Source organism: Streptomyces sp. NPDC015144 (assembly GCF_043079735.1).
Taxonomy (GTDB): Bacteria; Actinomycetota; Actinomycetes; order Streptomycetales; family Streptomycetaceae; genus Streptomyces.
The window spans coordinates 289,007-313,216 of sequence record NZ_JBIBUU010000003.1 but is presented as its reverse complement, the minus strand read 5'-3'; the positions used below and the strand labels follow the sequence as shown (position 1 = coordinate 313,216).

General features: G+C 72.5%; 20 protein-coding genes. 4 read left to right on the top strand and 16 right to left on the bottom strand.

The annotated features are described in order from the left end of the window. Window positions 1–173: 173 nt before the first annotated feature. From ACF08W_RS08060 to rsmH, 16 genes are all read right to left on the bottom strand, one after another. The gene (locus ACF08W_RS08060) at window positions 174–1,292 is read right to left on the bottom strand and encodes a DivIVA domain-containing protein (protein ID WP_392278778.1); all 1,119 of its coding nucleotides are present in this window, start codon (window positions 1,290–1,292) and stop codon (window positions 174–176) included. Window positions 1,293–1,341: 49 nt separating this feature from the next. Next, entirely contained in the window at window positions 1,342–1,626 is a 285-nt protein-coding gene (locus ACF08W_RS08055; RefSeq protein WP_352274907.1) for a YggT family protein, read from the bottom strand. A gap of 71 nt (window positions 1,627–1,697) precedes the next feature. Continuing rightward, the gene (locus ACF08W_RS08050; protein WP_392278777.1) at window positions 1,698–2,303 is read right to left on the bottom strand and encodes a cell division protein SepF; all 606 of its coding nucleotides are present in this window, start codon (window positions 2,301–2,303) and stop codon (window positions 1,698–1,700) included. 126 nt (window positions 2,304–2,429) lie between these two features. Beyond that, on the bottom strand, window positions 2,430–3,149 hold the full coding sequence (locus tag ACF08W_RS08045) for a YggS family pyridoxal phosphate-dependent enzyme (RefSeq protein WP_352274905.1): 720 nt from the start codon (window positions 3,147–3,149) through the stop codon (window positions 2,430–2,432). A gap of 3 nt (window positions 3,150–3,152) precedes the next feature. Continuing rightward, window positions 3,153–3,896 (bottom strand): peptidoglycan editing factor PgeF, encoded by a 744-nt coding sequence (pgeF, locus tag ACF08W_RS08040; RefSeq protein ID WP_392278776.1) that lies wholly within the window; start codon window positions 3,894–3,896, stop codon window positions 3,153–3,155. After that, window positions 3,893–5,110, bottom strand: a complete 1,218-nt coding sequence (ftsZ, locus tag ACF08W_RS08035) for a cell division protein FtsZ (RefSeq protein WP_392278775.1) — start codon at window positions 5,108–5,110, stop codon at window positions 3,893–3,895. The genes pgeF and ftsZ overlap by 4 nt, the downstream gene beginning before the upstream one ends. Window positions 5,111–5,387: 277 nt before the next feature. Further along, the gene (locus tag ACF08W_RS08030; protein WP_392278774.1) at window positions 5,388–6,176 is read right to left on the bottom strand and encodes a cell division protein FtsQ/DivIB; all 789 of its coding nucleotides are present in this window, start codon (window positions 6,174–6,176) and stop codon (window positions 5,388–5,390) included. A 59-nt stretch (window positions 6,177–6,235) separates the two neighbouring features. Further along, window positions 6,236–7,321: an undecaprenyldiphospho-muramoylpentapeptide beta-N-acetylglucosaminyltransferase gene (murG, locus tag ACF08W_RS08025; protein WP_352274901.1), complete on the bottom strand. Its 1,086-nt coding sequence runs from the start codon at window positions 7,319–7,321 to the stop codon at window positions 6,236–6,238. Window positions 7,322–7,327: 6 nt separating this feature from the next. Continuing rightward, window positions 7,328–8,791 (bottom strand): putative lipid II flippase FtsW, encoded by a 1,464-nt coding sequence (ftsW, locus tag ACF08W_RS08020; protein WP_385211265.1) that lies wholly within the window; start codon window positions 8,789–8,791, stop codon window positions 7,328–7,330. 83 nt (window positions 8,792–8,874) lie between these two features. Further along, on the bottom strand, window positions 8,875–10,293 hold the full coding sequence (gene murD / locus ACF08W_RS08015) for a UDP-N-acetylmuramoyl-L-alanine--D-glutamate ligase (protein WP_392278863.1): 1,419 nt from the start codon (window positions 10,291–10,293) through the stop codon (window positions 8,875–8,877). Continuing rightward, entirely contained in the window at window positions 10,290–11,360 is a 1,071-nt protein-coding gene (gene mraY / locus ACF08W_RS08010; protein WP_352274899.1) for a phospho-N-acetylmuramoyl-pentapeptide-transferase, read from the bottom strand. Before mraY ends, murD begins: the two co-directional genes overlap by 4 nt. Beyond that, on the bottom strand, window positions 11,357–12,763 hold the full coding sequence (gene murF / locus ACF08W_RS08005) for a UDP-N-acetylmuramoyl-tripeptide--D-alanyl-D-alanine ligase (protein ID WP_352274898.1): 1,407 nt from the start codon (window positions 12,761–12,763) through the stop codon (window positions 11,357–11,359). The genes mraY and murF overlap by 4 nt, the downstream gene beginning before the upstream one ends. 4 nt (window positions 12,764–12,767) lie before the next feature. Continuing rightward, window positions 12,768–14,495: a UDP-N-acetylmuramoyl-L-alanyl-D-glutamate--2,6-diaminopimelate ligase gene (locus ACF08W_RS08000; protein ID WP_385211261.1), complete on the bottom strand. Its 1,728-nt coding sequence runs from the start codon at window positions 14,493–14,495 to the stop codon at window positions 12,768–12,770. A 17-nt stretch (window positions 14,496–14,512) separates the two neighbouring features. Continuing rightward, window positions 14,513–16,492 carry a penicillin-binding transpeptidase domain-containing protein gene (locus tag ACF08W_RS07995; RefSeq protein WP_392278773.1) on the bottom strand — a complete coding sequence of 660 codons (1,980 nt, stop codon included), beginning with the start codon at window positions 16,490–16,492 and terminating at the stop codon, window positions 14,513–14,515. Window positions 16,493–16,496: 4 nt separating this feature from the next. After that, entirely contained in the window at window positions 16,497–17,072 is a 576-nt protein-coding gene (locus ACF08W_RS07990) for a septum formation initiator family protein (protein WP_392278772.1), read from the bottom strand. Window positions 17,073–17,106: 34 nt separating this feature from the next. After that, window positions 17,107–18,072, bottom strand: coding sequence for a 16S rRNA (cytosine(1402)-N(4))-methyltransferase RsmH (gene rsmH, locus ACF08W_RS07985; RefSeq protein ID WP_352274894.1), 966 nt, complete (start codon window positions 18,070–18,072; stop codon window positions 17,107–17,109). Between the two features lie 381 nt (window positions 18,073–18,453). Between rsmH and ACF08W_RS07980 the strand changes: the two genes are divergently transcribed. From ACF08W_RS07980 to ACF08W_RS07965, 4 genes are all read left to right on the top strand, one after another. Beyond that, window positions 18,454–18,993, top strand: coding sequence for a carbonic anhydrase (locus tag ACF08W_RS07980; RefSeq protein WP_352274893.1), 540 nt, complete (start codon window positions 18,454–18,456; stop codon window positions 18,991–18,993). A 244-nt stretch (window positions 18,994–19,237) separates the two neighbouring features. After that, window positions 19,238–20,287, top strand: a complete 1,050-nt coding sequence (locus ACF08W_RS07975; protein ID WP_392278771.1) for an AAA family ATPase — start codon at window positions 19,238–19,240, stop codon at window positions 20,285–20,287. Continuing rightward, window positions 20,287–21,663, top strand: a complete 1,377-nt coding sequence (locus tag ACF08W_RS07970; protein ID WP_392278770.1) for a DUF58 domain-containing protein — start codon at window positions 20,287–20,289, stop codon at window positions 21,661–21,663. Before ACF08W_RS07975 ends, ACF08W_RS07970 begins: the two co-directional genes overlap by 1 nt. Beyond that, window positions 21,660–24,152: a DUF3488 and DUF4129 domain-containing transglutaminase family protein gene (locus ACF08W_RS07965; protein WP_392278769.1), complete on the top strand. Its 2,493-nt coding sequence runs from the start codon at window positions 21,660–21,662 to the stop codon at window positions 24,150–24,152. Before ACF08W_RS07970 ends, ACF08W_RS07965 begins: the two co-directional genes overlap by 4 nt. Window positions 24,153–24,210: the final 58 nt, after the last annotated feature.

The window sequence follows — 24,210 nt, the reverse complement described above, 5'->3', positions numbered from 1 at the left end:
CGCCCCACCCGCATCGCGAGGGGCCCGTCCGGATCGCTTCCGGACGGGCCCTTCGCCGTACCCGGCCACCGTCGGCCCCGCCACGGCGCATGCGAAAGGGCCGGGCCCCGGGGAATCCCCGGGGCCCGGCCCTCAGCCTGCCGACGGCTACGCGCTCAGCGCGCGCACCGGGCTCAGTTGTCGTCCTCGTCGATCAGGAAGCCGCGCATCGGCGAAGGAGCCTGCTGCATCGGCTGCGGTGCCTGCGGCCGCACCGGTGCCATCGGCTGGGTCATCGCCGGGGCCATCTGCTGCTGACCACCGTAGGAGGGAGCTCCGCCCATGGACGGGGCGCCGCCCATCGGCTGGCTGCCGTGGTTGCCACCCATGGAGTGGCCCATGGCACCCGCGCCGGCCGGGGCCAGCGAGGGCGACGGCGGCAGCGAAGCGGCCGCCGGGGTCCGCGGCGGGGCCAGCGAGTCGTCCGCCTGGGTCTCCAGCTGACGCAGCTGGCTCTCCAGGTAGGACTTCAGGCGGGTCCGGTACTCACGCTCGAAGCCGCGCAGGTCCTCGACCTTGCGCTCCAGCGTCGCGCGGGCCGACTCCAGCGAGCCCATCGCCACGCGGTGCTTCTCCTGCGCGTCCCGCTCCAGGGCGTCGGCCTTGGCACGGGCGTCCCGCTCCAGGCCCTCGGCGCGGCTGCGGGCCTCGCCGACGATCTTGTTGGCCTCGGAACGGGCCTCCGCGATCGCCTGGTCGGCGGTCTGCTGCGCGAGCGAGAGGACGCGGGCGGCGCTGTCGCCACCGGGGCCCTGACCGGGCTGCTGCATCTGCGGCGGCTGCATCTGCTGCATCTGCTGCTGCGGGGCGTGACCGCCCATGGGGCCGCCCATCGGGCCGCCCAGCATCGGGCCGGGGCCGTGCGGGCCCTGCGGACCGGGGCCGTGCGGGCCCTGGGGACCAGGACCGTGACCACTGGGACCGGCGGGCAGCTGCGGAGCACCACCGGGCAGCTGGGGCGGACCCATCTGCGGCGGCTGCTGCTGGACCGGCGGACCCGATATGGCGGCGGGCACAGGCGCCCCGGGCCGGTCCTGCGGCTCCGGCTTGCGCATGCCCTGCTGCTGGTTCTGCGCGGCGGCACGCGTGGCGGCGGCCAGCTTCGCGCGCAGGTCCTCGTTCTCACGGAGCAGGCGGGTCAGCTCGGACTCGACCTCGTCGAGGAAGGCATCGACCTCGTCCTCGTCATAGCCTTCTCGGAGGCGGACGGTCGTGAACTGCTTGTTCCGCACGTCCTCGGGAGTCAGCGGCATCTCTTCTTCACCTCTACGTAGTCGTCGGCAGTCGGCAAGACCGTATCGCTCACAGCCTGGTCACAAGGTTGATCAGGATGTAGACGATGATCATCAGAACGAAGAAGGACAGGTCGAGTGCCACGCCCCCGAGACGCAACGGCGGGATGAGCCGCCGAAGGAGCTTGAGCGGTGGATCGGTGACAGTGTAGGTGGCCTCGAGTATGACCACCATCGGCTTGCCTGGCTGCCATGAACGCGCGAACTGGAAGACGTAGTCCATGACCAGCCGGAAGATCAGCACGATGAGGAAGCACATCAGCGCGACATAGACAATCTGCACTGCGACGCCCATTTCGTGCTTCCCTCTCCCCTGGCTCTCGTAGCTCCGGCCTCGCGGCCGGGGTTGTTCCCGGTGTCGTGTTCTCAGCTCTGGTTGAAGAATCCGCCCTCAGCGATGCGGGCCTTGTCCTCCGCCGTGACATCGACGTTAGCAGGCGACAACAGGAACACCTTCTGCGTCACACGCTCAATGCTGCCATGGAGTCCGAAGACGAGTCCCGCGGCAAAGTCGACAAGTCGCTTTGCGTCCGTGTCGTCCATCTCCGTGAGATTCATGATCACCGGAGTGCCCTCACGGAAGTGTTCCCCGATGGTACGGGCCTCGTTGTAGGTCCTCGGGTGCAGCGTGGTGATGCGGTAGGGCTCCCGCTCGGACACGACCTTGGGCATGATCACCGGTGCGTTCTTCTCCATGTTCGGGCGTTCAGGTGTGATGGATGCCACGGGTGCGATCCGGGCGGGTCGCTCTCGTTCCGCCGGGATCTGCACCGGCTCCCGCTGCGCGGGCGGCTGCACCGCCCGCACCGGCTCCTCGCGCTCCCGCTCCGGATGCGCGGGCTGCCGCCGCCGGTCGCGCTCGGGCTCCGGCTCGGGTTCGAATTCGTCGTCGGGGTCGAACCCCGGACCGTCGTACCCATCGTCCTCCACGAGGCCGAGGTAGACCGCCATCTTGCGCATCGCGCCGGCCATGCTCCGAGTCCTCCGCTCTGTGGTGGATCGGCGTCTGTCACCAAGTGCCCCGCGATCCACTGAGGTCTGCCCGCTGTGAGCGGGAATGACCATATTTTCTGCTGTGGTCCGACCTGCTTGGCGACGTTACCCGAGCCCGGGTCGGACTCCGAGTACCGCCGTACCGACGCGCACATGTGTCGCCCCGGCCGCAACCGCGTCCTCCAGATCCGCACTCATCCCCGCCGAGACCATGTTCGCAGCCGGATGGTCCCGGCGCAGGCGGGATGAGAATTCCATCAGCCGGTCGAAGGCCGCCCGTTGCCGTCCCGCATACGGTCCGGCCAGCGGTGCGACGGTCATCAAACCGTCGATCCGCAGCCCGGGCGCGTCGGCCACCGCGGCGGCCAACTCCCCGATCCCGTCCGGGGCGACCCCGCCGCGCTCGCCCCGCGCGCCGCTCTCCGCGTCGAGCGCGACCTGGACGAGACAGCCCAGTTCGCGCCCCTGCCGCACGGCGGCCGACGAGAGCGCCGTGACGAGTCGGAGCCGGTCCACCGACTGCACGACATCGGCATAACCGGCCACGGAACGAACCTTGTTCGTCTGCAATTGACCGACAAAATGCCACGTGAGCGACAGATCCGCACATTCCGCAGCCTTGGGCGAAGCATCCTGATCGCGGTTCTCCGCGACATGACGTACACCCAGTTCATGCAGAATCCGCACATCGCTCGCGGGATACGTCTTGGTGACGACGATGAGCGTCACCTCTTCCCGCGCGCGGCCGGCGGCGGTACAGGCGGAAGAGATACGTTCCTCCACCCGGGCCAGGTTTTCGGCGAGTTGAGCCTTACGGTCCGTCATGCCCTATCCGTCCAACCAGACATATCCGGCGAGCCGCCCGGTGACGCGGTCGCGGCGGTACGAGAAATGATCGCCCGATTCGAGGGTGCAGACCGGCGAGGCCCGCCGGTCCACGACGCCGAGCGCCTCCAACTGGGCATGGACCCCGGCGGTGACATCGACGGCCGGGGTGCCCCAGCTGGTCTCGGACCAGGCCGCCGGGACGGTCCGCGCGACATCCGTGCGCATCCCGGCCGGGACTTCGTAGCACCGCCCGCAGACGGCCGGGCCGGTACGGGCGACGATCCGGAAGGCCTCGGCGCCGAGCCCCACCATGGCCTCGACCACGGCGGGGACGACCCCGGCGACCAGGCCGGGCCGGCCCGCGTGCGCCGCCGCCGCGATCCCGGCGACCGGGTCGGCCAGCAGGACGGGGGTGCAGTCGGCGGTGAGCACGGCGAGCGGAAGTCCGCGGCGCGCGGTCACCACCGCGTCCACCGCGGGGATCTCCGCCGCGTCGCCCCACGGGCCGTCGACGACCGCGACGTCCCGCCCGTGCACCTGGTTCATCCAGACGACCCGGGCCGGGTCCAGGCCCCGGGCGCGGGCGGCGCGCTCGCGGTTGGCGAGAACGGCGGCGGAATCGTCGCCGACCGCACCGCCGAGGTTGAGCTCCTCGTACGGAGCGGCGCTCACCCCTCCCCACCGGTCGGTGAAGGAGAAGTGGGCGCCGCCCGCCGAAGACCGTTCGTGGTGCTGGACTATCACTTCAAGAAGTCCGGAACGTCCAGCTCTTCGGCCTGCGAGTCCTGGTAGGGACGGGTCGGCTGCGGGACGTGCGGCGTCACGATCGGCGGCAGGTGGGTCTCGCTCACCGCCGGCGCGGGCTCCGCCGGGGCCGACGGCTCCTCACGGGTGGGCACCGAGCCCAGTCCGCCGCTCTGCCGCACGGGCTCGGGGGTCCGGACCGGAGCGGCCGGCTCCTCGCGCTTGACGGAGCTGGTGCCCAGGACGTTCTCCCGGCGGGCCGGCGGCTGTCCGCCGTCGAAGCCCGCGGCGATCACGGTGACCCGGACCTCGTCGCCCAGCGCGTCGTCGATGACCGCGCCGAAGATGATGTTCGCCTCCGGGTGCGCCGCCTCGCTCACCAGCTGGGCGGCCTCGTTGATCTCGAAGAGACCGAGGTCGCTGCCGCCGGAGATGGAGAGCAGCACCCCGCGGGCGCCGTCGATGGACGCCTCCAGGAGCGGCGAGGAGATCGCCATCTCCGCGGCGGCCACCGCGCGGTCGTCGCCGCGCGCCGAACCGATGCCCATGAGCGCCGATCCGGCCTCGGACATGACCGACTTGACGTCGGCGAAGTCGAGGTTGATCAGACCCGGGGTGGTGATCAGGTCGGTGATGCCCTGGACGCCGGAGAGCAGGACCTGGTCCGCCGACTTGAAGGCGTCGAGGACGCTGACCTGACGGTCCGAGATGGACAGCAGGCGGTCGTTGGGGATGACGATGAGGGTGTCGACCTCTTCGCGGAGCTCGGCGATGCCGTCCTCCGCCTGGTTCGCGCGCCGACGACCCTCGAAGGTGAACGGCCGGGTGACCACACCGATCGTCAGGGCGCCCAGCGAGCGCGCGATGTTGGCGACGACGGGCGCGCCGCCGGTGCCGGTGCCGCCGCCTTCGCCGGCGGTGACGAAGACCATGTCGGCCCCCTTGAGGACCTCCTCGATCTCCTCACGGTGGTCCTCTGCCGCCTTGCGACCGACTGCCGGGTTGGCGCCGGCGCCGAGTCCGCGGGTGAGTTCGCGGCCGACGTCGAGCTTGACGTCGGCGTCGCTCATCAACAGGGCTTGCGCATCCGTGTTGATCGCGATGAACTCGACGCCCTTGAGGCCGACCTCGATCATTCGGTTGATGGCATTGACACCACCGCCGCCGACACCGATGACCTTGATGACTGCGAGGTAGTTCTGCGGTGCTGCCACGTCGAAGGCCTCTCGCCTCGAGTTACGTGTCGTCGCTTCACGGATGTACCGCCGCGACGACGGATGCCGATGGGGACGGTCCGGAACGCCGACCCAAACCCTAACGTTCAAGTTTAGGGTTACCAGTGTGTCTGTTTCATGGACTCTTCCGAACAGGACACTAAGTCGACAAGTGGCGCGTGTTCAACGAACACGCCGAACCTCCCGTTTTTCTTTTCACCCTATGTGATCACCCGTAGCGATGACCAACCAGGGTCCTGGCCAGGCCCGATGAGCGTCAACTGCCGGACACGGCCGGGGCGGTGGGAGCACTCACGTCGAAGTGTCCCGCTTTGGGGGCGGATTTCATGAGGGCGGTGAGGACCTTGGCCTTCACCGGACCTCCTTCACCACTGCCCCAGAAAACCGTGCGCCCCCGGGTGAGCTCCAGGGAGATCGAGTCGTACGAGACGACCCGTACGACCCGGGTCTCCGCGGCGACACCGCGCGGCAGTTCACCCGCCACCCGGACCGCCTCCCGCACCAGCCGGTCGCCGCCGAAGCGGCGCAGGCTGGCGGAGCGTTCGGGCTTGAGCTCCAGCAGCGGCACCTGCCCGGGCGCGCGGTCCACCGTGGCGAAACGCACGCCTTTCGCGTCCACTTCGATGAACTTCGTGCCCTTTTTGATGAGCAGAACCGGCTGCCGTTCCGTCACCTTAAGTCCGATTCCGTGCGGCCATGACCGAACGACATCCACGGAGTCGATACGAGGCAACTTTTGGCGCAACCGGGCGGCGATGGCGTCGGTGTCCACGGAGATCAGCGGGGACCCGACCGGAACCGCGGCGGCGGCCTCCACCTCGGCCCGGCTCAGCACGTCGACGCCGGTGGTCCTGACCTTCTCCACCCGCAGCCAGTTCGAGCCGTAGAGCGCCCAGACGGTGCCGGAGACGAGCAGCACGACCAGTACGCCGACCACGATCAGCGTGCGGCGGCCGGGCAGTACGCGCCGTCGCGGTTGCGGCGGGCGGGCCGGGGATTCCTGCTGCTGTCCTGATCCGCGCTGGGCGGTCGTCGGTCCGGCCACGCTCGCTCCTTATGCCGGGTCCGGGGGCACCGCCCCCGGACCCGTCGGCCGTACGCGTCTCAGCGTGCGGCGATCGCCTCGTACACCATGCCGACGAGCAGGTCGTCGGCGTCCCGGCGGCCGAACTCGGCGGCGGCGCGGGACATCTCGTACAGCCGGTGCGGATCCGCGAGCACCGGGAGGACGTTGCCCTGCACCCACTCGGGGGTGAGCGCCGCGTCGTCCACCAGCAGACCGCCGCCGGCGTTGACCACCGGCTGGGCGTTGAGCCGCTGTTCGCCGTTGCCGATCGGCAGCGGGACGTAGGCGGCGGGGAGCCCGACGGCGGAGAGTTCGGCGACGGTCATCGCGCCGGCCCGGCAGAGCATCATGTCGGCCGCGGCGTACGCGAGATCCATCCGGTCCACGTACGGTACCGGGATGTAGGGCGGCATCCCGGGCATGTTGTCGACGCGCGGCAATTCGTTCTTCGGGCCGACCACGTGCAGGATCTGGATGCCGGAGCGCTGGAGCAGCGGAGCGACCCGCTGGACCACCTCGTTGAGATGGCGGGCGCCCTGCGAGCCGCCGGAGACCAGCAGCGTCGGCAGGTTGGGGTCGAGTCCGAAGGCGGCGCGCGCCTCGGGGCGGACCCGGGCCCGGTCCAGGGTGGCGATGGTGCGGCGCAGCGGGATGCCGATGTAGCGGGCGCCGCGCAGCTTGCTGTCCGGGGTGGAGACGGCGACGCCGTGCGCGTACCGCGAACCGATCTTGTTGGCCAGCCCGGGGCGGGCGTTGGCCTCGTGGACGACGATGGGCACCCCGGCCCGCTTGGCGGCGAGGTAGCCGGGCAGGGCGACGTAGCCGCCGAAGCCGACGACGCAGTCCGCCCTGGTGCGTTCCAGGACCTGCTCGGCGGCCTTGATGGTGCCGCGCAGCCGGCCCGGGACGGTGATCAGCTCCGGGGTGGGCTTGCGCGGCAGCGGTACGGCCGGGATGAGGGCGAGTTCGTACCCCCGCTCGGGTACGAGCCTGGTCTCCAGCCCGCGCTCCGTGCCGAGGGCGGTGATGCCCACGGTCGGGTCCTGCCTGCGCAGGGCGTCCGCGAGGGCAAGCGCGGGCTCGATGTGGCCGGCGGTCCCCCCACCGGCGAGTACGACATGCACCGAAATTCACCGCTCTCCGGACGGACGCTTCTTGACGCGCCGTCTCATCGTCTTCCAACTCACCCCGGGCCTCCGCACGGCCAGGGCCGCCTTCGCCGCGGGTTCGTCCCGCGCGAACGCGATCAGCAGCCCGACGGCGAACATGGTCGGCAGCAGGGCCGATCCTCCGTAGGAGAACAGCGGGAGCGGGACACCGGCGATCGGCAGCAGGCCGAGCACCGCACCGATGTTGATCACGGCCTGCGCCATGATCCAGGTGGTCACACCTCCCGCGGCGTACCTCACGAAGGGGTCCTCCGTGCGTCCGGCCACGCGGATACCCGCATAGCCTAGAGCCGCGAAGAGGGCGAGCACCGACAGCGTCCCCGCCAGCCCCAGTTCCTCCCCGGTGATGGCGAAAATGAAGTCGGTGTGCGGTTCAGGCAGTTGACCCCATTTTTCCACACTTGCACCAAGTCCGGAACCGAACCATCCGCCGGACGCCAGAGCATAGATGCCGTGCACCGCCTGCCAGCAGGAGTCCCCCGGTCCGGGTTCGCTGGCGCCGAGGCATCCGAGCCGGGACATCCGGTTCGGGCTGGTCTTGATCAGTAGGAAGGCGAGGAGGGCGGCGACGCCGAGCACCCCGGCGAAGAGCCGGGTGGGCGCCCCGGCCAGCCAGAGCAGCCCGAACAGGATCGCGGTGAGGATGATCGCGGTGCCCATGTCGCCGCCGAGCATGATCAGTCCGAGGAGCATGAAGGCGCCCGGGACCAGCGGCACGAGCAGGTGCTTCCACTGCGCCAGCAGCCGCTTCTCCTGTTTGCGGGCGAGCAGATCGGCTCCCCACAGGATCAGGGCGAGCTTGCCGAACTCGCTGGGCTGGAGCTGGAAGGGGCCGCCCAGGGAGAGCCAGTTCTGGTTGCCGTTGACCGACATCCCGATGCCGGGCACCTGGACCAGCGCCATCAGGAAGACGGTCCCCATGAGCAGCGGGTAGGCGCACGCCCGGTGCAGTTTGGTGGGCATCCGGGTGGCGAGCGCCATCAGCCCGGCCCCGATGACGGCGGCGAGGAACTGTTTGCGGAAGAAGAAGCTGCCCGGCTTGTCCAGCTCCAGCGCCTTGATCATCGAGGCGGAGTAGACCATCACCAGGCCGAGCACGGTGATCAGCAGCCCGGCGCCCAGGATCAGGTAGTACGCGGTCAGCGGCCGGTCCCAGGCCCGGCACAGCCGCTCGTACGCGCCCCGGAGGCCGCCCCGGGGCGTGCGCGGGGGCCGTGGGCCTCCGGTGGAGCGCCCCTTGGTGCGGGACGCCGAGGGGCGCCGGGGGCCGGTGGCCGAGCGGACCCTCAGGGCGGTCCCGGGCGAGGCCCAGGCCGCCGCTCCGGCCCCCGCGAGCAGGGGCCGGGCGGCGGAGGCCCGACGGGTCGCCGACGGTCCCCGTGGGCAGCCCTCACGGGGTCCTGCGGAGCTTTCTTCGGCCGGCATGGTCGCTGTCCCCTCCACTGCTCGTGCCCGAGACGGCCGCCGGGGCCGGCGGCCGCACCGGTACGGCGCGGGGTCCGGGCCCGTCAGTCGGTCTCGGCGGCGAGCGCGCGGACCGCGTCCGCGAACGCCTCGCCCCGCTTGTTGTAGTTGGCGAACATGTCCATCGAGGCGCAGGCCGGGGCCATCAGTACGGTGTCTCCCGGCCGGGCGAGCCGTGCCGCCTCGCGGACCGCCTCGGACATCGCCCCAGTGTCGGTCCGGTCGAGGTCGACCACCGGGACCTCGGGGGCGTGTCGCGCGAGGGCTTCGCGGATCAGCTCCCGGTCCCGGCCCATCAGGACGGCGCCCCGCAGCCGCCCGGCGGCCGCGCGCACCAGCTCGTCGAAGGTCGCGCCCTTGGCGAGGCCGCCGGCGATCCAGACGATCGGGTCGTAGGCGGCCAGGGACGCCTCGGCGGCGTGGGTGTTGGTGGCCTTGGAGTCGTCCACGTACGCCACCCCGGCGACGTCCGCGACGTGCTCGATGCGGTGCGGGTCGGGGCGGAAGGCGCGCAGCCCGTCGCGGACCGCCCGGGGCTCGACGCCGAAGGCGCGGGCCAGGGCGGCCGCCGCGAGGGCGTTGGCGATGTTGTGCGGGGCGGGCGGGTCGACGTCCTTGACCTCGGCGAGCTCCTGGGCCTGCTTCTGCCGGTTCGCCACGAAGGCGCGGTCGACGAGGATGCCGTCGACGACACCGAGCTGGGAGGGGCCGGGGGTGCCCAGGGTGAAGCCGATGGCCCGGCAGCCCTCCTCGACGTCGGCCTCGCGGACCAGGTCCTCGGTCGCCGGGTCGGCCGCGTTGTAGACGCAGGCGACCTGGTTGCCCTCGTAGACGCGGCCCTTGTCGGCGGCGTACGCCGCCATGGAGCCGTGCCAGTCGAGGTGGTCGGGGGCCAGGTTGAGGACGGCGGCGGAGTGGGCGCGCAGCGAGGGCGCCCAGTGCAGCTGGTAGCTGGAGAGCTCGACGGCGAGCACGTCGTACTCCTGGTCGCCGACGACGGCGTCCAGGAGGGAGACGCCGATGTTCCCGACGGCCGCGGTGCGCAGCCCGGCCGCCTCCAGGATGGAGGCGAGCATCCGTACCGTCGTGGTCTTGCCGTTGGTGCCGGTGACCGCGAGCCACGGGGCCGCCCCGGGGCCCCGCAGCCGCCAGGCGAGCTCGACGTCGCCCCAGACCGGGACGCCCGCCCCGGCGGCCGCGGCGAAGAGCGGCTTGTCGGGCCGCCAGCCCGGGGCGGTGACGACGAGCTCGGTGGACTCGGGCAGGGTCGCCCCGTCGCCGAGGCGCACGGCGATGCCGAGCGCCTCCAGCTCCGCGGCCTGCGTACGGGAGCCTTCGTCGTCCCCGTCGTTGACCACCGTGACGACGGCCCCGAGGCCGTGCAGCACCTTGGCCGCCGGGATGCCGGAGACGCCGAGTCCCGCGACGGTGACGCGCTTGCCCTGCCAGTCCTGATCGGTCACTTGTCGGCTGCCCATCCCGCGTAGAAGAGTCCGAGTCCGACGATCACGCACATGCCCTGGATGATCCAGAAGCGGACCACAACAAGGACTTCGGACCACCCCTTGAGTTCGAAGTGGTGCTGGAGCGGTGCCATCCGGAAGACCCGCTTGCCGGTCATCTTGAACGAACCGACCTGGATGACCACGGACATGGTGATCATCACGAAGAGGCCGCCGAGGATGGCGAGCAGGAACTCGGTGCGGGAGCAGATCGCCAGACCTGCGAGCGCGCCGCCGAGGGCCAGCGAGCCGGTGTCGCCCATGAAGATCTTGGCGGGCGAGGTGTTCCACCACAGGAAGCCGAAGCAGGCGCCCATCAGGGCGGAGGCGACGACCGCGAGGTCGAGCGGATCTCGTACCTGGAAACAGGCGTTGGGATTGGTCAGGGCCTCCGCGTTGACGCAGGACTCCTGGAACTGCCACAGCCCGATGAAGGTGTACGCGCCGAAGACCATGACCGACGCCCCGGTGGCCAGGCCGTCCAGACCGTCCGTCAGGTTCACGCCGTTGGACATGGCGAGGATCATGAAGAGCGCCCAGACGACGAAGAGCACCGGGCCGAGCGCCCAGCCGAAGTCCGCGACGAACGAGAGCTTGGTGGACGCCGGGGTGTTGCCCTGGGCGTCGGCGAACTGGAGCGAGAGCACCGCGAAGGCGATGCCGACGATCAGCTGGCCCGCCATCTTCGCCTTGGCCCTCAGGCCGAGCGAGCGCTGCTTGACGATCTTGATGTAGTCGTCGAGGAAGCCGACGAGCCCCATCCCGGCCATCAGGAAGAGCACCAGCACACCGGAGAAGCGCATCTCCTCGCCGGTGATCAGCTTCGCCGCGATGTACGCGACGATCGTGGCCAGGATGAAGGCGATGCCGCCCATGGTGGGCGTGCCCTTCTTGGACCCGTGGGTCCGCGGGCCGTCGTCCCGGATGAACTGCCCGTATCCCTTGCGGGCCAGCAGCTTGATCAGCAGCGGAGTTCCGACCAGGGTCAGAAAGAGCCCGATGGCCCCCGCGAAGAGGATCTGCCTCATCGGCCGGCGACCTCGCCCTCGGACGCGTTCTCCAGCAGTGCCATGGCGACCTGCTCCAGGCCGACCGACCGGGACGCCTTCACCAGCACGACGTCTCCCGGGCGCAGTTCACTGCGCAACAGGTCGACCGCAGCCTGTGCGTCGGACACGTGCACCGACTCCTCACCCCACGAACCCTCGTTGTATGCGCCCAGTTGCAGCCAGGAGGCCTCTCTGCCCCCCACCGCGACGAGCTTGCTGACGTTGAGTCGGACGGCGAGCCGCCCGACCGCGTCGTGCTCGGCGAGCGAGGCGTCGCCGAGCTCGGCCATCTGGCCGAGCACCGCCCACGTACGGCGCCCCTTCCCCATGGCGACCAGCGCGCGCAGCGCGGCCTTCATGGATTCGGGGTTCGCGTTGTAGGCGTCATTGACGAACGTCACGCCGTCCGGTCGCTCGGTGACCTCCATGCGCCAGCGGGAGAGGGTGCCCGCCTCGGAGAGCCCTTCGGCGATCTCGTCTGCGGACAGGCCCGACTCATGGGCGACGGCGGCCGCGGCGAGCGCGTTCGACACGTGGTGCTCACCGTACAGGCGCATGGTCACATCGCTGCACCCGGTGGGTGTGTGGAGCGTGAAGGCGGGGCGTCCGTCGTCGGTGAGACGTACGTTCTCGCCCCGTACGTCCGCTTCTTCGGACTCGCCGAAGTACAGCACCCGGGCCTTCGTGCGGGAGGACATGGCGCGGACCAGCGGGTCGTCGGCGTTGAGCACGGCGACGCCGTCCTCGGGCAGCGACTCGACCATCTCGCCCTTGGCCTGGGCGATCTGCTCGCGGCCGCCGAACTCGCCGATGTGGGCGGTGCCGACGTTGAGGACGAGGCCGATGCGGGGCGGGACGAGGCCGGTGAGATAGCGGATGTCACCGATGTAGCGGGCGCCCATCTCCAGGACGAGGTGGCGGGTCTCCTCGGTGGCGCGCAGCGCGGTGAGGGGCAGCCCGATCTCGTTGTTGAGGTTGCCGGCCGGGTAGACGGTCGGCCCCTCGCGTTCGAGGAGCTGGGCGATGAGGTCCTTGGTGGACGTCTTGCCCGCGGAGCCGGTGAGCGCGACGACGTTGGTGCCCAGGCGGCGCACGACGGCGCGGGCGAGCGCCCCGAGCGCCGCCACGACGTCGTCGACGACGATCGCGGGAACACCGACGGGGCGGGCGGCCAGAACGGCTGCCGCGCCCGCCTCGACGGCGCGCTGCGCGTAGTCGTGGCCGTCGACCCGTTCGCCCGCGAAGGCGGCGAACAGGCTTCCCGGCTCCACCTTCCGGGAGTCGATGACGACCGGTCCGCTGACGGTTGCTGCCGGATCGGGTATGTCGTGCGACTGCCCGCCGACGATTTCGGCGATCTCGGCGAGGGAAAGGGTGATCACTTGGTCATCCCTGACTGTTGTTCTCGTGGGTGTGGGCGCGGTGGCCGGCGCTCTCGGTGCGCCCGTGCCCCGGGGAACGTTCGATGGCCGCGCGCAGGACCACGCGGTCGTCGAAGGGGCGTACCACGCCTTGGATGTCCTGGCCCTGCTCGTGGCCCTTGCCGGCGACGAGCACCGTGTCACCGGGCTCGGCGCGGGCGACGGCGGCGGCGATGGCGGCGGCCCGGTCGGCTTCGACCAGGACGTCGCCCCGCTCGTCGGCGGGCACCTCGGCGGCGCCCGCGAGCATGGCCGCGAGGATCTTGAGGGGGTCCTCGGAACGGGGGTTGTCGGAGGTCAGTACGGCGGTGTCGGCGAGCCGGGCCGCGGCGGCGCCCATCGGGCCGCGCTTGGTCGTGTCGCGGTCGCCGCCGCAGCCGAGGACGATGTGCAGCCGGCCCTTGGTGACCTTCCGCAGGGAGCGCAGCACGGACTCGACGGCGTCGGTCTTGTGCGCGTAGTCGACGACCGCCAGGTACGGCTGTCCGGCGTCGACCCGCTCCAGCCGGCCGGGCACGCCGGGCACGGCGGCGACGCCGTCGGCGGCGGTCCGCGGGTCGACCCCCGCGACGGCGAGCGTGGCGATCGCGGCGAGGGTGTTGGCGACGTTGAAGGGGCCGGGCAGCGGCGCCCTGGCGGCGATCCGCTCGCCCCCGGGGCCGACGGCGGTGAACGTGGAGTCGCCGGGCCCGGTCTCGACGCCCTCGGCGCGCCAGTCGGCCTCCGGTCGGCCCTCGGCGGAGAAGGTGACGACCGGGACGGTCGCCTCGGTGGCGAGCCGACGGCCGTACGCGTCGTCGATGTTGACGACGCCCCGGCGGCTGCGCCGGGGGGTGAAGAGCTGCGCCTTGGCCTGGAAGTAGTCCTCCATCCCGGAGTGGAACTCCATGTGCTCCGGGCTGAGGTTGTTGAAGACCGCGACGTCGAAGACGCAGCCGTCGACCCGGCCGAGGACCAGGGCGTGGCTGGAGACCTCCATGGTCACCGCGGAGACGCCGCGCTCGCGCATGACGGCGAACAGGGCCTGCAGGTCGGTGGCTTCCGGGGTGGTGCGCTCGGACTTGATGCGCTCCTCGCCGATCCGCATCTCCACCGTGCCGATCAGGCCGGTGGCGCGCCCGGCGCCGCGGAACCCGCCCTCGACGAGGTAGGCGGTGGTGGTCTTGCCGGAGGTCCCGGTGATGCCGATCTGGAGGAGGCCGTCGCCGGGGCGTCCGTAGATCTCGGCGGCGAGTTCGCCCATCCGGCCGCGCGGGTCCTCGGTGACCAGCACCGGGAGTCCGGTGGCGGCCGCCCGGTCGGCGCCGGCGGGGTCGGTGAGGACCGCCGTCGCGCCGAGTCCGGCCGCCTGGGCCGCGAAGTCGGCGCCGTGGAGGTGGGCGCCGGGCAGGGCCGCGTAGAGGTCTCCGGGGCGTACCGCCCGCGAGTCGTGGGTGATGCCGGTGACTTCGCCGTCTCCCGGCGGCTCGGCTCCCAGCCGGGCCGCCAGTTCACCGAGCGCGATCGGCCCGGTCCGGTCCGGGCGGGGTGCTCCCGGGTAATTCATCGGGGCGGCCTTCTGAGTGGTTTGGAACTGATCAGCGTGGGGCACGGCGGTGAGCGTACCGGTCGCACCCGGCCTCTCGCGAAGCGAGGGGCCGGGGCCCCGGTGGTCTCCGGCGCGGTTCCCGGGATCGGGCGTGATGGTTGTCACTGGTGGTTTCCCCGAGTTCACTCGCCGGGTTTGAAGGACACCGGCAGCCGGGCTGGGGCGCTGCCGGAGGGCGGGGTCTGGAGGGTCTTGAGCGCGAACTCCATGACCTGCTTGTAGATCGGCCCGCAGATCTGGCCGCCGAAGTAGCTGCCGCTGGTCGGGTTCTGGATGGCGCAGTAGACGGTGATCTGCGGGTCGTCGGCGGGGGCGAAGCCGGCGAAGGACGCGGTGTAGCCGTGGTAGCCGCCGCGTACCGGATCGACCCGGTTGGCCGTACCGGTCTTGCCGGCCACCCGGTAGCCCGGGATCTTGGCCTTCGTCCCGGTGCCCTCCTCGTCGCCGACCACCGACTCCAGCATGGTGGCGAGCGTGCGGGCGGTCTTCGCGCTGACCACCCGGGTGCGCTCGGGCGGTGCGGCGGGCTCGAAGGTGCCGTCGGCGCTCCGGGTGCCGCGTACGAGGGTGGGGGCGACGCGGACCCCGCCGTTGGCGATGGTCGAGTAGATCGAGGCGGCCTGCATGGCGTTGAGCGAGAGGCCCTGGCCGAACGGGATCGTGTACTGCTGCGAGGTCGACCAGTCCTGGGGCTTGGCGAGGATGCCGGAGGTCTCCCCCGGGTAGCCGAGCCCGGTCGGTGAGCCGATCCCGAACTTGCGCAGGTAGGAGTAGAGCACCCTGTTGGCCTGCGGTTGCGTCTTGCCGAGCTCGCCGGTGGCCAGGATGGTGCCGATGTTGCTGGACTTGGCGAGTACGCCGTTGAGCGTCAGGTACCAGGTGGGGTGGTCGATGTCGTCCTTGAAGAGCCGGTCGCCGCGGTGGAGCCGGTTGGGGACGGTGACATGGGTGCCGGGGGTCGCGACGCCTTCCTCCAGGACGGCGGCCATGGACATGACCTTGCTGGTGGAGCCGGGCTCGTAGGCGTCCTGGAGGGCGGCGTTGCCGAGCGAGGCGGCGTCGGCCCGCGCGAGGTCGTTGGGGTCGAAGCCGGGCGCGTTGGCCATGGCCAGGACCTCGCCGGTACGGGCGTTCTGGACGATCACGTAGCCGCGGTCGGCCTTGGACTGGGCCACCTGCTTGCTGATGGCCTGCTGGGCGGCCCACTGGATGTCGCGGTCGATGGTCAGCTCGATGTCGGAGCCGGGGACGGCCGGGACCTCCTTGGTGCCCGCGGTGGGCACCCGGCGGCCGCCCGACTGGGCGTAGCTGATCTTGCCGTCCTCGCCCGCGAGCTCCTTCTCCAGCTGGGATTCGAGGCCGCCCGCGCCCTTGCCGTCGGCGTTGACGTAGCCCAGTATCCCGGCGGCGAGCTGTCCGTTGGGGTAGACCCGTCGGGTGGTCTTCTCCTGGAAGACCCCGGCCAGCACGTTGGTGCCGGGGCCGCCGCGTGCCCGGTCCTTCTCCGCCTTCTCGGCGAAGGCGGACCTGAGGTCCTTGATCTGGTTCCAGACCTGCGGCGTCTGGAACCGGGCCAGGACGACGTAGCGGCCCTTCGCGGACAGCTTGCGGGTCAGCCCGGCGGCGTCGGTGCGCAGGATCGGGGCGAGCAGGGCGGCCGCCTGCGCGGGCGCGTCGGGCGCCTTGCTGAAGGCGGGGGTGAACATCGAGGGGTCGGCGGTGATGTTGTACGCGTCGACGCTGGTGGCCAGGGCGGTCCCGCCGCGGTCGGTGATCTCGCCGCGCTCGGCGGAGATCGTGTAGCTGAGGTAGCGGTTCTCCTGGGCCTTGGCGGCGTACGCGTCGGCGTCGACGGCCTGGACCTGGAGCAGCCGGACCACGAACACGAGCATGACCAGCGTCAGACCGAGGCCGACCAGGCGGAGCCGGGGGCGCGGGCTGCCGAGCCGCAGGGCGCTCCCGCTCTGCGCGCGCGGCCTGCCGGGGCGCGGGGCCGGGGCGGACGGACGGCGCGCGGCGGAGCGGGGCCGCCCTTCCCCGGCCGGGCCGCGTCGGCGTACGGGGCCGGGAATCCGGCGGCGCGGTGGTTCCTTGGACGGCACAGCGTCACCTGCCGGTGCTGGTCGGGGTCTGGTCTGCCGGGGGGAGCGTCCCGGTGGGCGGGGTGGCGGCCGGGGCGCCGGTGGCCGTCGCCGGGGAGGGCTGGACCGGGGCGGTGGCCGGGGACGGGGCGCCGGTGGCGGGGGCGCCCGCGGGCGGTGCCGTGGCCGGGGCACCGGTCCCCGGCGGCTGGGCGGCCGGCGGGGTGGGATCGGCGGTGGCCTCGGCGGGTACGCCGCGGACCGTACCGTCCGGGTTCAGGAAGACGGGGCTGCCGCCGGGCACCATGCCCAGCTCGCGGGCGCGCCGCTCCAGCGCGTCCGGCCGGGAGAAGTTGTCGACGTCGCGCTGGAGGGCCTGCTGCTCGTCGGTCAGCTCCGTGGTCCGCTTCTTCAGCTCGCTCAGCCGGAACGAGCCCTCGTTGAGGGCCGAATTGAGCACCAGGAGGGTGATCAGGCCGCCGCCGAGCAGCACCACGACCAGCAGGACGAAGGGGGTGCGGGCGGCGTTGTGGGCCCCGGACGGCATCAGCCGGGCGAGCCGGGCGGCCCGCCCCTTCAGCTGCCCGGCCGGTCCGCTCACCGCGCCGCTCCGGAGGTCCGGGCTCCCCGGCCGTTCATCGCTCCTCCTCGCGGATGCGCTCGGCGCCGCGCAGCCGGGCGGGGGCGGCGCGCCGGTTCTCGGCGACCTCCTCCTCCGTGGGCAGCTCCGCGCCGCGGGTCAGCAGTTTCAGCCGGGGCTGGTAGCGCTCGGGCACGACCGGCAGTCCGGGCGGGGCCGTGGTGGCCGCCCCCGCCGCGAAGACCTGCTTGACCAGCCGGTCCTCCAGCGAGTGGTACGAGAGGACGGCGATCCGGCCACCGACCGCGAGGGCCCCCACCGCGGCCGGGATGGCCCGCTCCAGGACGGTGAGCTCGCCGTTGACCTCGATGCGCAGCGCCTGGAAGGTGCGCTTGGCGGGGTTGCCGCCGGTGCGCTTGGCGGCCTGGGGCAGGGCGTCGCGGATCAGCTCGACCAGCCGGGCGCTGTTGCTGAACGGTTCCTTCTCGCGCTCGCGGACGATCGCGGAGACGATCCGTTTGGCCTGCTTCTCCTCGCCGTACGCGCGCAGGATGCGGACCAGTTCGCCCGGCGGGTAGGTGTTGAGCACCTCGGCCGCGCCCATGCCGGTCGTCTGGTCCATCCGCATGTCGAGCGGGGCGTCCTGGGCGTACGCGAAGCCGCGGTCGGCCTCGTCCAGTTGCATGGAGGAGACACCGAGGTCGAAGAGGACGCCCTGGACCTTGGGGACGCCGAGGCGGTCGAGCACCTCGGGCAGCTCGTCGTAGACGGCGTGCACCAGGGTGGCCCGGTCGCCGTACGGGGCGAGCCGCTCCCCGGAGAGCCGCAGCGCCTCCTTGTCCCGGTCCAGCGCGATCAGCCGGGCGGCCGGGAAGGCGGAGAGCAGCGCCTCGCTGTGCCCGCCGAGGCCGAGGGTGCAGTCGACGACCACGGGCGCCTGCGGTCCGGGCGCCTCCAGAGCCGGGGCCAACAGGTCCAGGCACCGCTGGAGCATCACCGGGACGTGACGGGTCTGGCTCATGCGCCCTCTCAGGCTCAGGTCCCGTGGGGCCGCACGTACGGCCTGGTCCCCGCCCGCTCGGAAGGGGAGGTCGACGGGCGCCGGGGAAGGGGCGTCAGCCGACCGGCGAGCGGGAGAGGGCCGGGCCCGTACGTACGCCGCGCACACAGGGGAAATCTACGGAATGTGCAGGGTGTCGGTAACTTCCCGTCACTTTAGTCCACCCTGCCATTCGATCGATTCCCGATCAATGAACCCGGCTGCGAGTCGCCCCTCCCCCGGTTCACCCGCTCGACGCAACGGCCGGGCGACTTGTGGGTTACCTCACAACAAGGCTCGTTGACGTTCTTTGTCCCTTCCCGCAGCACGCCGGGGAGGGGTGCGGGAGCTAACGTCGTAGCCATGTCGACTTCCGCGCACTCCCCCGCCGCCCCCGCCGCCACCGGTTCGGTCACCGACCGCCTCGTCGAGGCGAACGCCCGTTACGCCACCGGTTTCGAAGACCCGGGCATGGACGCCAAGCCGGTCCTGCGCGTCGCCGTGGTCGCCTGCATGGACGCCCGGCTCGACCTGCACGACGCGCTCGGCCTGTCGCTGGGCGACTGCCACACCATCCGCAACGCCGGCGGTGTGGTCACCGACGACGTGATCCGCTCGCTGACCATCAGCCAGCGGGCCCTGGGCACCCGCAGCATCATCCTGATCCACCACACCAACTGCGGCCTGGAGTCGATCACCGAGGAGTTCCGCCAGGAGCTGGAGGCCGAGGTCGGCCAGCGCCCGGTCTGGGCGGTCGAGGCGTACAAGGACGCCGACCAGGATGTACGGCAGTCGATGCAGCGCGTGCGCACCTCGCCGTTCCTGCTGCACACCGACGACGTCCGCGGCTTCGTCTTCGACGTGACCACCGGCCTGCTGCGGGAGATCCTCCCCGCCTCCTGACCCCCCCCGGCACCGCCCGCCGAGGAGCCGAAAACCCCACCGAAACCGGCATATCGCCCCGGGTTGTCCACAGGCGAGTGACACGAAGCCGTGACGGCAACAAGAATGCCCGTGTGGCATCCCGCCGGGCGTTCCCGGCGGGACGCCCGTTTTCGGGGTGGGTCCGGCCGCCGTGCGCGCCGGCCCGTGATTTGGGGAATCCCCGGGCTCCTTCGTGGGCGCGGGGCAGGGCCGAGGAGGGCCGGTGACGACCTATGACGATCGAGCGAGCCTCACAGATCTGACCACGACCGCGGAGCGGGTACGCAGGTCGGTGGAGAGCGTGATCGAGGGCAAGCCCGAGGTCGTACGGCTTTCGCTGACCGTGCTGCTGGCGGAGGGGCACCTCCTCATCGAGGACGTGCCCGGGGTCGGCAAGACCATGCTGGCCAAGGCGTTGGCGCGGTCGATCGACTGCTCGGTGCGGCGCATCCAGTTCACGCCGGACCTGCTGCCTTCGGACATCACCGGCGTGTCCATATTCGACCAGCAGCGGCGTGAGTTCGAGTTCAAGCCCGGCGCGATCTTCGCCCAGATCGTGATCGGCGACGAGATCAACCGCGCCTCGCCGAAGACGCAGTCGGCGCTCCTGGAGTCGATGGAGGAGCGCCAGGTCACCATCGACGGGCACAGCTACGAGCTGCCCGACCCGTTCATGGTGGTCGCCACCCAGAACCCGGTGGAGATGGAGGGCACCTATTCGCTGCCCGAGGCCCAGCGCGACCGGTTCATGGCCCGGGTGTCGATCGGCTATCCGAGCGCGGACGCCGAGTTCCGGATGCTCGACGTGCACGGCGGGCTCCCGCCGCTCGCCGACCTCCAGCCGGTGGCCCATGCCCACGACATCGTGAAGCTGATCGACGCGGTGCGCACGGTCCATGTGGCCGACGCCGTGCGGCGGTACGCGGTGGAGCTCGTCGCGGCCACCCGTACCCACCCCGATCTCCGGCTCGGCGCCTCGCCCCGGGCCACCCTGCATCTGCTGCGCGCGGCACGGGCCTCCGCCGCGCTGGGCGGCCGGGACTACTGCCTTCCGGACGACGTGCAGGCGCTGGCGGCCCCGGTCCTGGCACACCGGCTGCTGCCCACGGCGCAGGCCCAGCTGAACCGCCGTACGGCCGAGCAGGTGGTGCTGGAGATCGTCCGGGCGACACCGGTGCCGACGGCGGACGGCGGCACCACCCGGGCCAGGACCCCTCAGCAGCCGGGCGGTCCGGCGTACGGCCGGCCGCAGTCCGGCGCGCGGCGGGTCTGATGGCCGCCGGGGGGCCGGCCGCGATGCACGACGGTGACGAGAAGGGCGGCCTGCGGGCCGCGCTGGGCGGGCTGACCACGCGGGGGCGGTCCTTCCTCGCGGCCGGGATCGCCGCGGCGGTCTGCGCCTATGTGCTCGGGCAGACGGACCTGCTGCGGGTCGGGCTGCTGCTGGCCGTGCTGCCGCTGGTCAGTGCGGTGGTGCTCGTCCGTACCCGCTACCGGGTCGCGGGCAGCCGGCGGCTCGCGCCGTCCCGGGTGCCGGCGGGCGCGGAGGCCCGGGTCCACCTGCGGGTGGAGAACGTGTCGCGGGTCCCCACCGGTCTGCTGATGCTCCAGGACCGGGTGCCCTACGTGCTGGGGCCGCGCCCCCGGTTCGTACTGGACCGGGTGGAGGCGGGCGGCCACCGCGAGGTGTCCTACCGGGTCCGCTCCGATCTGCGCGGGCGCTATCCGCTGGGGCCGTTGCAGCTGCGGCTGAGCGATCCGTTCGGGATGTGCGAGCTGACCCGTTCGTTCAGCGCCCACGACACCCTGGTCGTCGTCCCGCGGACGGAGCCGCTGCCCGCGGTCCGGCTGGCCGGCGAGGCCCCGGGGTACGGCGAGGGCCGGCAGCGCTCCCTGGCGCTGGCCGGGGACGACGACGTGATCCCGCGCGGCTACCGGCACGGCGACGATCTGCGCCGGGTCCACTGGCGGTCGACCGCCCGCTACGGCGAGCTGATGGTGCGGCGCGAGGAGCAGCCGCAGCGGGCCAGGTGCACGGTGCTGCTGGACACACGGCGGCTCGCCTACAAGGGGGCGGGGCCCGATTCCGCCTTCGAATGGGCGGTTTCCGGGGCGGCCTCGGCGCTGACGCACATGCTGGAGCGCGGATTCTCCGTCCGGCTGCTGACCGACGACGGGGCCGCGGTCCCGGGCGAGGGGGCGGGCGGCTTCGCCGGGTCGTCGCAGGAGTCCGCCGAGCAGGCGGGGCTGATGCTGGACACCCTGGCGGTGGTCGACCACTCCGGGGGCGGCGGCCTGTCGCGCGCGTACGACGCGCTGCGCGGCGGCAACGAGGGGCTGCTGATCGCGTTCCTCGGCGATCTGGACGAGGAGCAGGCGGCGGTGGTGGCGCGGATGCGGCGGAGCAGCGGGGGCGCCGTGGCGTTCGTCCTGGACAGCTCGGACTGGGCGCAGGGCGACGTCCCGCCCGCGGGGGCCGGGGCGGCCTTCGAGGAACGGTTGCGGCTGCTGCGGGCCGCGGGCTGGACGGCCCTGGCGGTCCGGCCCGGGACGGGGCTGGCCGACCACTGGCGGCAGGCGGGGCACCAGGGGGCGGCCCGGTCCGCCGCCGGGGGCGGGACGACGGATCTCTCCGGGGGATGGTCATGAGCGGTCGTGGTCGGCTGGCACTGTGCGCCTTCGCGGCGACGCTGATGGCGGCGGCCTCGATGCTGCCGCTGGTGGAGCCGGCCGGATGGTTCGTGCAGGCGGTGTTCCTGCTGGCGGTGCAGAGCGGGGCCGGGGTGCTGATGCGCCGCGCTCCGGTGCCGCGCGCGGTGGCCGTCGCGGGGCAGGTGCTGGTCACCCTCGTCGTGGTGACCGTGGTGTTCGCCAGGGCGCAGGCGGTGGGCGGGCTGCTGCCGGGGCCGGAGGCGGTGCAGCGGCTCGCCCAGTTGCTGGCCTCGGGTGCGCAGGACGTCGGGCGGTACGCGGCCCCGGCGCCCGTGACGGACGGCATCCGGCTGATGCTGATCGGCGGTGTGCTGCTGGTCGGGCTGGCCGTGGACGCGCTCGCGGTGACGTTCCGCAGCGCGGCCCCGGCCGGGCTGCCGCTGCTGGCGCTCTACTCGGTGGCCGCCGGACTGTCCGGGGGCGGCGCGGGCTGGCTCTGGTTCCTGCTGGCGGCCGGAGGCTATCTGATGCTTCTGCTGGCCGAGGGGCGGGACCGGCTCTCGGCGTGGGGGCGGGTCTTCAGCGGTGCGGCCGGACGGCCCGCCGACGGGCCGGCGGTCGGCGCGGCGCTGTCGAGCGGCCGGCCGACGGCCCCGGTCCGGACCGGGCGCCGTATCGGCACGCTGGCGCTGGGCGTCGCGCTGGTCGTCCCGGCGGCGCTGCCCGCGCTCGACGGCGGGCTGCTGTTCGGCCCGGGCGGCGGCGGGAGCGGCAAGGGGGGCGGCGGCACCATCTCCGCGGTGAATCCGCTGGTCTCGTTGCAGGACGACCTGAACCAGCCGGAGAACCGCGAGGTGATCACCTACCGCACCAACGCGGAGTCCTCCCCGGCCTTCTACCTCCGGATCCTCGCCCTGGACCAGTTCACCGGCGGCGAGTGGCGGCCCTCCACCCGAAGGCTCCAGGACGTGCCGAAACAGCTCCCGGACCCGGCGGGCCTCTCCCCGGACGTGGCGGTCACGGAGATCCGGACCAACTTCTCCGCGTCCCGTTCCTACCGGCAGACCTATCTGCCGCTCCCCTACCCCGCGACCGAGGTCCGGATCGACGGGCGCTGGCGGTACGAGCCGGCGGGCCGGACGCTCGTCGGCGACCGCAAGCAGACGACCGGCGGCGAGCAGTACCAGGTCACCAGCCTGGAGGTGGAGCCGACCGCCGGGCAGCTCGCCGCGGCGGGCCCGGCCCCGGCGGCCCTGCTCCGTGAGTACACCCGGGTGCCCGGCTCGCTGCCGGCGGAGGTCGCGGCGCTCGCGAAGCAGAAGACCAGGGGCGCCGCCAACGACTACGAGCGGGCGGTGAAGCTCCAGGACTACTTCGCCTCGACCGGCGACTTCACGTACGACACCTCGGTGAACTCGGGCACCGGGCCCACGGCGATCAGCCGGTTCCTCAAGGACAAGAAGGGCTTCTGCGTCCACTTCTCCTTCACCATGGCCGCGATGGCCCGGACCCTGGGCATACCGGCCCGGGTCGCGGTGGGCTTCGCTCCCGGCACGGTGCAGCCGGACGGTTCGGTCTCGGTGGGGCTGCGCGACGCGCACGCCTGGCCCGAGCTGTACTTCGAGGGCGTCGGCTGGACCCGGTTCGAGCCGACGCCGACGCGGGGCGACACCCCCGCGTACACCCGGCCGGACGTCGCCCCGGGGGACGCGGAGGCCCCGCCCCGGCCCGAGCAGGGTGCCTCGGCCGTCCCCTCGGCCGCGCCGTCCACCTCCGACGACTGCCCGGCGCAGCTGCGCAAGCAGGGCGAGTGCGGGCAGACCGCGGCGCCGGGGGCGGCGGCTCCGACCGACTCCGGGACGCCGACGGGCACCGTCGTCGGACTCGTCCTGCTCGGTGCGGTGCTGCTCGCGCTGCCGCTGCTGCCGTCGCTGTGGCGGCTGCGGGCCCGCCGGCGCCGACTGGGCACCGGCGCCCGGCGCCCGGCGCCCGGCGGGCCGGGCGCTCCGGACGCGGAGCCGGGGCCCGGCGGCGAACCGGGCCTCCGTGCGCCGTCGGCGGCGACGGGCGGGACGCTCGCGGCCTGGCAGGAGGTCACCGACAGCGCCTGGGACCACGGCATCGAGCCGGACGAGTCCCTCACCCCGCGCAAGGCGGCGGTCCGGATGGAGCTGCTGGGGCGGCTGGGGCCCGAGGCGAGGGACGCGGTGCACCGGCTCGCCGGTGCGGTGGAGCAGACGCTCTACGCCCCGCACCCCCCGGCGGCCACCGGCCTGGCCCAGGACGTGGCGGCGGTACGGAGCGGTCTGCGCGCCTCCGTCGGACGGCGAGCCCGGATCCGGGCGGTCGTCGCGCCCCGCTCGGCCGTTCGGGTGGTGTGGGCGGCTTCGGACCGCTGGACGGTGGCCACCGGCCGGTGGCGGGCACGGTGGGAGCGGGTCCGGTGGACGGGGTGGCCGCGCCGCCCCTCACGCCAGGAGGGCTGACCCCCGGGTGGGACGTCCCCGGGGCGGGGCGGCCCCGGGGGCGGCTGCCGGGGTCGTC